This window comes from Agathobacter ruminis (assembly GCF_002735305.1).
Classification (GTDB): domain Bacteria; phylum Bacillota; class Clostridia; order Lachnospirales; family Lachnospiraceae; genus Roseburia; species Roseburia ruminis.
In genome coordinates, this window is record NZ_PDYG01000129.1 from 1 (window position 1) to 8,095 (window position 8,095).

Genomic DNA, 8,095 nt, shown 5'->3' on the forward strand with positions numbered 1-8,095 from the left:
TTCAAAATGGTTCATTCATCAAAAGACACATGTGTGATGCTCGCCTTTTGCATATTGAAACCCTAAAATATTCGCAAAATGGTTCAGGGCTTACCGGGTTTATGGACTGAGGATGTCAGACAATACATGCTGTGAATGGTAACAAAATCCATGCATGATAATCAGGATGTACTGAATTGATGAGAAATACGGTAATGACGAGGCGTCATTCCGTATTTTTTTTGGAAAATTCTGTGGAAATAACTGATATTTTCATATCCAATCGCAATCGAGATGTCTGCAATGGACATTTTGGTATGTGTCAGAAAATAAGCGGCCTGGGAAAGTCGCTTGTTTTGCAGAAGAATGGTATAGTTTTCACCGGTGAGGCGTTTGATTTCACGGGAGAGAAAATACAAATCATAATGTAACCGGTCGGCAAGGATGCTCAGCTCACCGTCCTTATAATGTGTTTCAATATAGCTCAATACCGTGATTACCAGTTTCTCGCCTTCGCTCATGTGATCAGTCTCTGCAGTATAGGCATAGTTGGTCAGTTGCATCAAAAGCAGGCCCATGGTGGCCTGATTGATACTGCGATTGTTCTGTTGCTTGTTCATCAGTGTCCAGATCAGATTTTCAATCAAATTCTGAATCGGGAGGACATCCCGCACTTTAAAATGCAGATAGGCGGAAGGACGGTTCTCACCGCGCATACAGTCAATGACAAAAGAGCGGAGCGGATTTTCTCCTACTTCGAGCATCTGCAGGGCATAATCGAAAAATGCAGGCAGGATAATAAAATTGACTGCAATATCATCTTCGCCTGCCGGATAGATTTCCTGAATGGCATTCTGGTTTAAAAAGAGGATGTCACCTTCTTCGAGCAATACTTCATTGCCATTGATGATATGTCTTGTTTTTCCGGTGCACATATAGATGACTTCAACATAATTATGTGAATGCTTTGGAAAATGGACAAAGCGTGTATGCTTGCGGATTGTAATTAGGCGACCGCTGTCCATTAATTTTTGCGCATCAAAAATAGGCCCCGGCGTGGAATCCGTACCGGCAGTCTGTGATGGAGCCTGATATAGCTCGCGATTATATTCCTGATCACCTTCAAGTGCGCGTGCCTCTTCCGGGGTGATTTTGCGCAGTTCATTCAAAATCAATTGATCAATCATAGTATGTATGCCTTTTCATAATCGTTGATAAACTGATGATATCAGATTTGGCGGGAATAGTAAATTAGACTTGACTAACAAGTACAAAGACTGTTAGTGTAAATACAAACAGAAAGCAAAATACCCAATGAGGGAGTAGTTCGCGCATAGCGTGGTTTGTCAACAGTCCCGATTGTTTTACAATCTGGCAAATCTTAAAGAATGAGACTCATGCATACTTTGTATGCATGGGTCTTTTGTGATATAGGAGGTCTTTTTTTATGGAAAATTTTATCAACAATGCCAATATCTTTCTGGTTTTCCTGCTGCTGGTAGCCGGTTTTGTATTGCTGATTAAAGGGGCAGATTTTTTTGTGGAAGGCAGTTCGAGTGTTGCAAAACGACTGCATGTGCCATCCATCATCATCGGTCTGACCATTGTTGCAATGGGAACTTCTCTTCCGGAGACTGCGGTATCCGTCAGTGCTTCCCTTGTAGGAAACAACGAACTTGCTGTCAGCAATGTTGTCGGCTCGAACATATTCAATATGATGGTAGTCATCGGAGTATGTTCCCTGCTTCAGACGGTTCATGTGGATCGACAGACCATTGTGCGGGATATTCCATTTTCCGCAATCTGCGCACTTTTACTTCTGGGATTTGGCTGGTTTGGCTTTGCAGATCGGGCCAACATGACACTTGGTCACCTTGATGGCATCATTCTTCTGGTTCTGTTTGCCGGATTTATTTTTGTTTTGGTACGCCAGGCAATGAATGCATCAAAAGCCGGAAAAGAACAGGCAGATGAAGAGGAAATCAAATTGATTCCGGTATGGAAGAGTCTCGTCTTCATCGTCGGTGGCGCTGCTGCAATTGCAGTAGGTGGCGATTTGACCGTCGACAGTGCGAGCCGGATTGCATCGGAACTGGGAATGTCACAGAATCTGATCGGATTGACCATCGTGTCTATCGGAACCAGTCTTCCGGAGCTTGTGACTTCGATTGTTGCAGCAAAGAAGAATGAAGTCGATATGGCGCTTGGCAATGCCATTGGATCGAATGTGTTTAATATTTTGATGGTGCTTGGAATTGCATCTGCAATCAGCCCGATTGCATTTATCATGGAAAACGTGATTGATATTGCAATCCTGCTGGTATTTACTTTGATTGTATGGCTGTTTGCGGCAACCAAAAAGAAAATCGGCAAATTTGAAGGCCTTTGCATGTTGCTTTTATATGCCGGCTTTGCAGCTTATATCATCATTCGATAATAAAATAAAAAAAATTTTAAACAGGGGTTCATTTTTGACTTGATGCAGCCGATAAGTATGTTATAGTAGACATATCAATAAATATTTCGATTGAATTCTAACGGAGAAACGGATTTCTCAACATCACGCAAGGAGGCGTAGGAGACATGAGTACAATTGATTCTTTAGGAACGAGCATGGTCAATGCGTTGGCCGGCAAATCAAAAACCAATGAAACCCCAAACAATGCATCTAAATACGGTAATGTTGTGGGCAATCCGCAATTGTCAGATTCCGCAGCCGATTATTATGAGTCATTAAAATCAAAATATTCGAATCTGGAATTTGTCCTGGTTGACAACAATTCGGTTGATACTGCAGAGCAGCAGGCGGCTAAATATATGTCCTCCGGCAAGACTGTAGTTTTGCTCGATGCAGCCAAAATCGAGAAGATGGCTTCCGACACAGCATATCGTGAAAAGTATGAGACTTTGATCGAGGACGGGGTAAAGCAGCTGGACCAGATGAGCGAACAGATGAAAGCGTCCGGCGCAAATGTAAAAGGATATGGAATCCGCATTAATGATGACGGAACCTATACCATGTTTGCAGTATTGGAAAAAGCTGCCGCTCAGCAAAAAGAGCGCATCGCAAAAGAGCAGGAAGCACGCGCAGAGGAGCGCAAAGAGCAAAGGCGGGAACGGGCGGAAAAATTCCGCGATAAATTAAACAACGATCTGTCTGAACGCAGTGAAGAATTAAAGTCACTTGGTACGGATCGTGATGTGACGAAATTTGATATTGTATCCGCCAGCAATCTCGAAGAACTGGCAGACAGAATAGCTGATTACGCACAGAATCAGAGATTGAATCATGTACAAACCCCGGAGGAAACATACATGGGACAGTCCATTGATTTCAAACTCTAATATTGACTGCGATCAACAATTGAAATCAGAACATGGAAAGCAGATCCTGTATCATCGGGATCTGCTTCTTTTTGCGATTTTTGATGATGAAGAAGTTTCAGTTTGTAACAAAACATCAAAATGCTATAATGATACTATCAAATATAAAGGAGTGGGGTATTATGGCAGAGCAGATGTTTGAAAATGCAACCGTTTTAAAGTGGTTGAATTATTTCGCAGAAAATATGGAACTGGATATCAAGAAGGTAAAGATTCTTGATATTACCGCAAAAAATAAGAATCTGATTCCTACCGTGGAATCACATCGCCTGACCCTGGTTTTTACAGAAGCGGGGCATCCGGATATTTTTTACAAAATGTGGGAAGTCGGTCTGGGCGACTGCATGGTATATTATAATGAGGGCTCGGAACCGACCGGAGAATTGCTGGATACACCGGTGCGTGATATGATTGATCGTGGAATTAACGCGTCGGCAGCGATGCTGATCATGAATGAGAATGCGCGCAATACTTACAAAATCGGAATGGATAATAATAATTTTTCGAGAGGCAGTGTGCATTATGTCGGCAGTGAAATCCGCTCCGTGATTCTCAACAAGATGCATATTTCTTCTGCGGACAATGTCTGCATTATCAGCGGGGAGAGCATTGCGGTGGAATCTGCTTTGATTGCGGAAGAAGGACATGTCATCGCCGTGGAATATAATGGGAACGATCGCGCTACGATGGAAGAAAATATTGAAAAATTCGGTGTGAACAATATCAGCATCATTGATCATGTGGACGAGAATACGATGAAGGGACTTCCGGTTCCGTCATTTACCATGCTTGTGGCATCTGCTTCCATGGAAAAGGAAATCGATACGATGCTCAAACTGAATCCTCGTATGGAATTTTTGATTTACACACTGGATTTTCGCTGCGCGGCAGATGTTCCGGAAATCTTCGCGAGACGGGGCATTCGCGATGTGGAAGTGGTACAGATTGCGGTCTCCAAAATGAACAGCAAGCATTTATTTGAAGCAGAGCCGGCGCCGTGGCTGATTACGGTTCGTGCATAAAGGAGAGATATTTTGGAAAGATATATGGATACTTCGCTTTCGCCGGAAGAGCGGGCGGATGATTTGTTTGCAAAATTATCAAGAGAAGAAATTGTTGCACAGCTCCAAAATTATGAAATTGGAATTGATGCGGCAAGATGCTGTGATTTTGAATCGGAATATGGAATCGGTTTTTTGTCTGCGGAATGGATGCAGGAATGCGCCGATGTTAAAGAAGCAATTCGATTACAGCGGGAATTGCAGGCACGTGCCATGGAGCAGTCGCCACATCATATCCCGGCCATTTTTTACATTCATGGTCTGGCGGGGGCACATGTACCGCGTGCAACCAGTTTTCCTTCCGATTTGAACCGTGGTGCAAATTTTAATACGAGACTCGAAGAATTGATTGGTTCAATTATCGCACGTCAGTCATTGGTGATGGGCATCAATTATGTCATTTCTCCGATTATGGATATCACGCGCGACTTTTTCGTGGAGCGCAAGCGCAAGACGTACAGTGAAGCGCGTACACTCGGCGTGATTATGGGTGGTGCATATACGAAGGGAATCCGGTCGGTTGATATCGATGGCCGTCGCGCAGATGTGATTTCGGATTTGAATACATTTCGTGTGGACCTGCTTCCGGAAGACCGGATCGATCACATGGCATGGACTGTAATCAAGGAAAAATTCCGGATGGGATTGTTCGAGCATCCGTTTGCGATGGATGAAGATGCGGTAGAGGAAGCATTGGAACATAAGGCCAATTACGAGATTGCCCGTATCGGCGCGGAAGAATCCTTGATTCTGCTAAAAAACAATGGCATCATTCCATTGGATCACAATGTAAAAAAAGTAGTTGTCATCGGTCCGCATGCACAGGACTCCGGCAGTTATTATCTGACGGAACAGGCTGCACATCGCGAAACACAGACCATTTTTGAATGCCTCAAAAATGAAAAGCCGACAGTCGAGATTATATATGCCAGAGGCTATGACTATTACGGAGATGACGAGAGCGGATATGAAGAAGCACTTGCATTGCTTGCAGATGCGGATATTGCCATTTTGACGCTTGGAATGCGTTATAATTACTGGAATCATGAAATTGGTGGTCTGGATATTACCACAAACTGCGGTATTATCCCGCCTTGTCAGGAAAAACTGATTGCGCGTATCAGTGAGATGGGGATTCCGATGGTCGGAATTCATCTCGGCGTGCATCCGTTTGCAAATCATCTGGGCGAGGAGAAGCTGGATGCTATTCTCGAGGCACTGCTTCCGGGAGAGGCGACCGCAGATGCGGTTGTCGATGTTTTAAGCGGAAAAGTCAATCCGTGCGGACGCCTTCCAATCGAAGTATATGACAATCAGTTGCAGACATTGCGCAGAGCCTTCGGCTATGGCATGTCTTTTAGCAATTTTGAATATCGCGATATGAGCGTGGACCGCAATGAAGTATCGGCTACAGAGAATTTTGAAATTCGTGTCCATCTTGAAAATCACGGACCGATTGCAGGAAGCGAATTGATCCAGCTTTACAGACAGGAAGACAAGGCGGTTCGCGAAAACCGTAAACTGATGGGCCTGCGCAAAGTTTTCTTTTTGTCTGGCGAATCACATGATGTTGTATTTACCATCGATCCGGCACAGATGGCAATTCCGTCTGAAGACGGTGCCTGGATGGTACAGCCGGGGCAATATACTTTTATGATAGGACGAAGCGTGAATGATATTATCGGAGAAGTGTCTGTTACCATTCATGGCACCGACAAAATCGAAGGACCGGAGCGTGTGTTCTATTCGACCAGTCGCGTAGAATAAAAGGAAAAGCAATAAGTAATAAGTAATCAGCAATAAGCTCAGAGCAATCAGCTTAGAGCAATCAGCTCAGAGTAATCAGCTCAGAGTAATCAGCTTAGAGCAATCAGATGAAAGTGTGTCGGAAAACGATACAGAGGAGGAACGAATGAGAACTGCTGTTGTAACAGATTCTAATTCAGGTATTACAAGAGAAAAGGCAGACAGATATGGAATTTTTATGCTTCCAATGCCTTTTTATATTGATGATGAATTATATCTCGAAGGGGAGACTTTGTCGCATGTGGATTTCTTTACCATGCAACAGAGTGGCGCCCGCATTTATACATCTCAGCCTTCGCCGGCAGATGTCATGGATTTGTGGGATCGCGTACTCGAGGAATATGACGAACTGCTCTATATTCCGATGTCGAGTGGTCTGTCCGGCTCCTGCCAGACAGCTCAGGCCCTGGCACAGGATTATGACGGCAAGGTCGTTGTCGCAGACATGGGACGTGTCTCTGTTGCACAGAAACATGCGGTGCTCGAGGCTGTCAAGCGTGCAAATGCCGGAATGTCAGCCCGCGACATTTGCAAAGAGCTGGTATATTATCGCAACGAATTCCAAATCTATATCACCGTAGAAACTCTGGATTATCTTAAAGCCGGCGGTCGTGTATCAGCATCCTCTGCCATGATTGGAAACCTGCTCAATATTCGCCCGATTTTGTCTCTTAACACAGGACAAGTGGAAGTGGCCGGTAAGGCAAAGGGAGAGAAACTTTCCCGTAAGAAAATGATTCATGCCATCGAGGAAGATCTGATTGGCAGATTTCATGCCAGCAACCTTGATGATTTTTATCTTGCAGCTGCAGCTTCCATGTCAAAAGAAAAAGCAGCGGAATGGAAGCAACAACTCGAAGACCACTTTGGCATTCATTGTAATATGTCGCCAATTCCACTTTCGGTTGCAACGCATCTGGGCTATGGTACTCATGGTGTTGCTGTAATGCGTAAGATGAAATAAAAAGGTATCGTGATGATTGAGCCTGGAGCGCCCGGAAACATTCGAATGGAATGGATCCGGGCTTTTTTGGGTTAGCCCCAATTACTTGATAGGTAAATGCATACGAAGAGCCCGGAATTAACAGTCCTCGTATGCACCGCAGTTTGGGATATGCATACGAAAACCACCGAAAAAGCAGTCTTCGTATGCAAGCAAAAGAGAAAAATGCATACGAAGAGCCCGGAATTACCAATCTTCGTATGCACCGCAGTTTGGAATATGCATACGAAGAGCACCGAAAAAGCAGTCTTCGTATGCAAGAAAAAGAGAAAAATGCATACGAAGAGCCCGGAATTACCAGTCTTCGTATGCACCGCAGTTTGGGATATGCATACGAAAACCACTGAAAAACTAGTTTTCGTATGCAAGCAAAAGAGAAAAATGCATACGAAGAGCCCGAAATTACCAGTCTTCGTATGCACCGCAGTTTGAAATGTGCATACGAAAATCACCGAAAAAGCAGTCTTCGTATGCAAGCAAAAGAGAAAAATGCATACGAAGAGCCCGGAATTAACAGTCCTCGTATGCACTGCAGTTTGGGATGAGTATACGAAAACCACCGAAAAAGCAGTCTTCGTATGCAAGCAAAAGAGAAAAATGCATACGAAGAGCCCGGAATTAACAGTCCTCGTATGCAACGCAGTTTGGGATGAGTATACGAAAACCACCGAAAAAGCAGTCTTCGTATGCAAGCAAAAGAGAAAAATGCATACGAAGAGCCCGGAATTACCAGTCTTCGTATGCAATGTAGTTTGGGATGTGCATACGAAAACCACTGAAAAAGCAGTTTTCGTATGCAAGAAAAAGAGAAAAATGCATACGAAGAGCCCGGAATTAACAGTCCTCGTATGCACTGCAGTTT

Annotated in this window: 8 protein-coding genes; 7 read left to right on the plus strand and 1 reads right to left on the minus strand. The window is 44.0% G+C overall.

Going from position 1 to position 8,095, the window contains the following annotated elements; genetic code table 11:
* Positions 1-161: 161 nt before the first annotated feature.
* On the minus strand, positions 162-1,163 hold the full coding sequence (locus CSX02_RS12060; RefSeq protein WP_031546266.1) for an AraC family transcriptional regulator: 1,002 nt from the start codon (positions 1,161-1,163) through the stop codon (positions 162-164).
* 263 nt (positions 1,164-1,426) lie between these two features.
* Here CSX02_RS12060 and CSX02_RS12065 point away from each other — a divergent pair, with 263 nt between their 5' ends.
* The 7 genes from CSX02_RS12065 to CSX02_RS12100 all read left to right on the plus strand — a co-directional run.
* A complete protein-coding gene (locus CSX02_RS12065; protein WP_099386858.1) occupies positions 1,427-2,416 on the plus strand; it encodes a calcium/sodium antiporter in 990 nt (329 codons plus the stop codon).
* 146 nt (positions 2,417-2,562) lie between these two features.
* Positions 2,563-3,324, plus strand: coding sequence for a DUF6033 family protein (locus tag CSX02_RS12070; RefSeq protein WP_099386859.1), 762 nt, complete (start codon positions 2,563-2,565; stop codon positions 3,322-3,324).
* A gap of 161 nt (positions 3,325-3,485) precedes the next feature.
* Positions 3,486-4,385 (plus strand): precorrin-6B methylase, encoded by a 900-nt coding sequence (locus tag CSX02_RS12080; RefSeq protein ID WP_031546276.1) that lies wholly within the window; start codon positions 3,486-3,488, stop codon positions 4,383-4,385.
* A gap of 12 nt (positions 4,386-4,397) precedes the next feature.
* On the plus strand, positions 4,398-6,191 hold the full coding sequence (locus CSX02_RS12085; RefSeq protein WP_099386861.1) for a glycoside hydrolase family 3 C-terminal domain-containing protein: 1,794 nt from the start codon (positions 4,398-4,400) through the stop codon (positions 6,189-6,191).
* Between the two features lie 145 nt (positions 6,192-6,336).
* Positions 6,337-7,194 carry a DegV family protein gene (locus tag CSX02_RS12090; protein ID WP_031546282.1) on the plus strand — a complete coding sequence of 286 codons (858 nt, stop codon included), beginning with the start codon at positions 6,337-6,339 and terminating at the stop codon, positions 7,192-7,194.
* Between the two features lie 185 nt (positions 7,195-7,379).
* Entirely contained in the window at positions 7,380-7,580 is a 201-nt protein-coding gene (locus CSX02_RS12095) for a hypothetical protein (protein ID WP_143248191.1), read from the plus strand.
* An 88-nt stretch (positions 7,581-7,668) separates the two neighbouring features.
* The coding region (locus tag CSX02_RS12100) for a hypothetical protein (protein ID WP_207653789.1) at positions 7,669-8,095 on the plus strand (427 nt) is incomplete at its 3' end.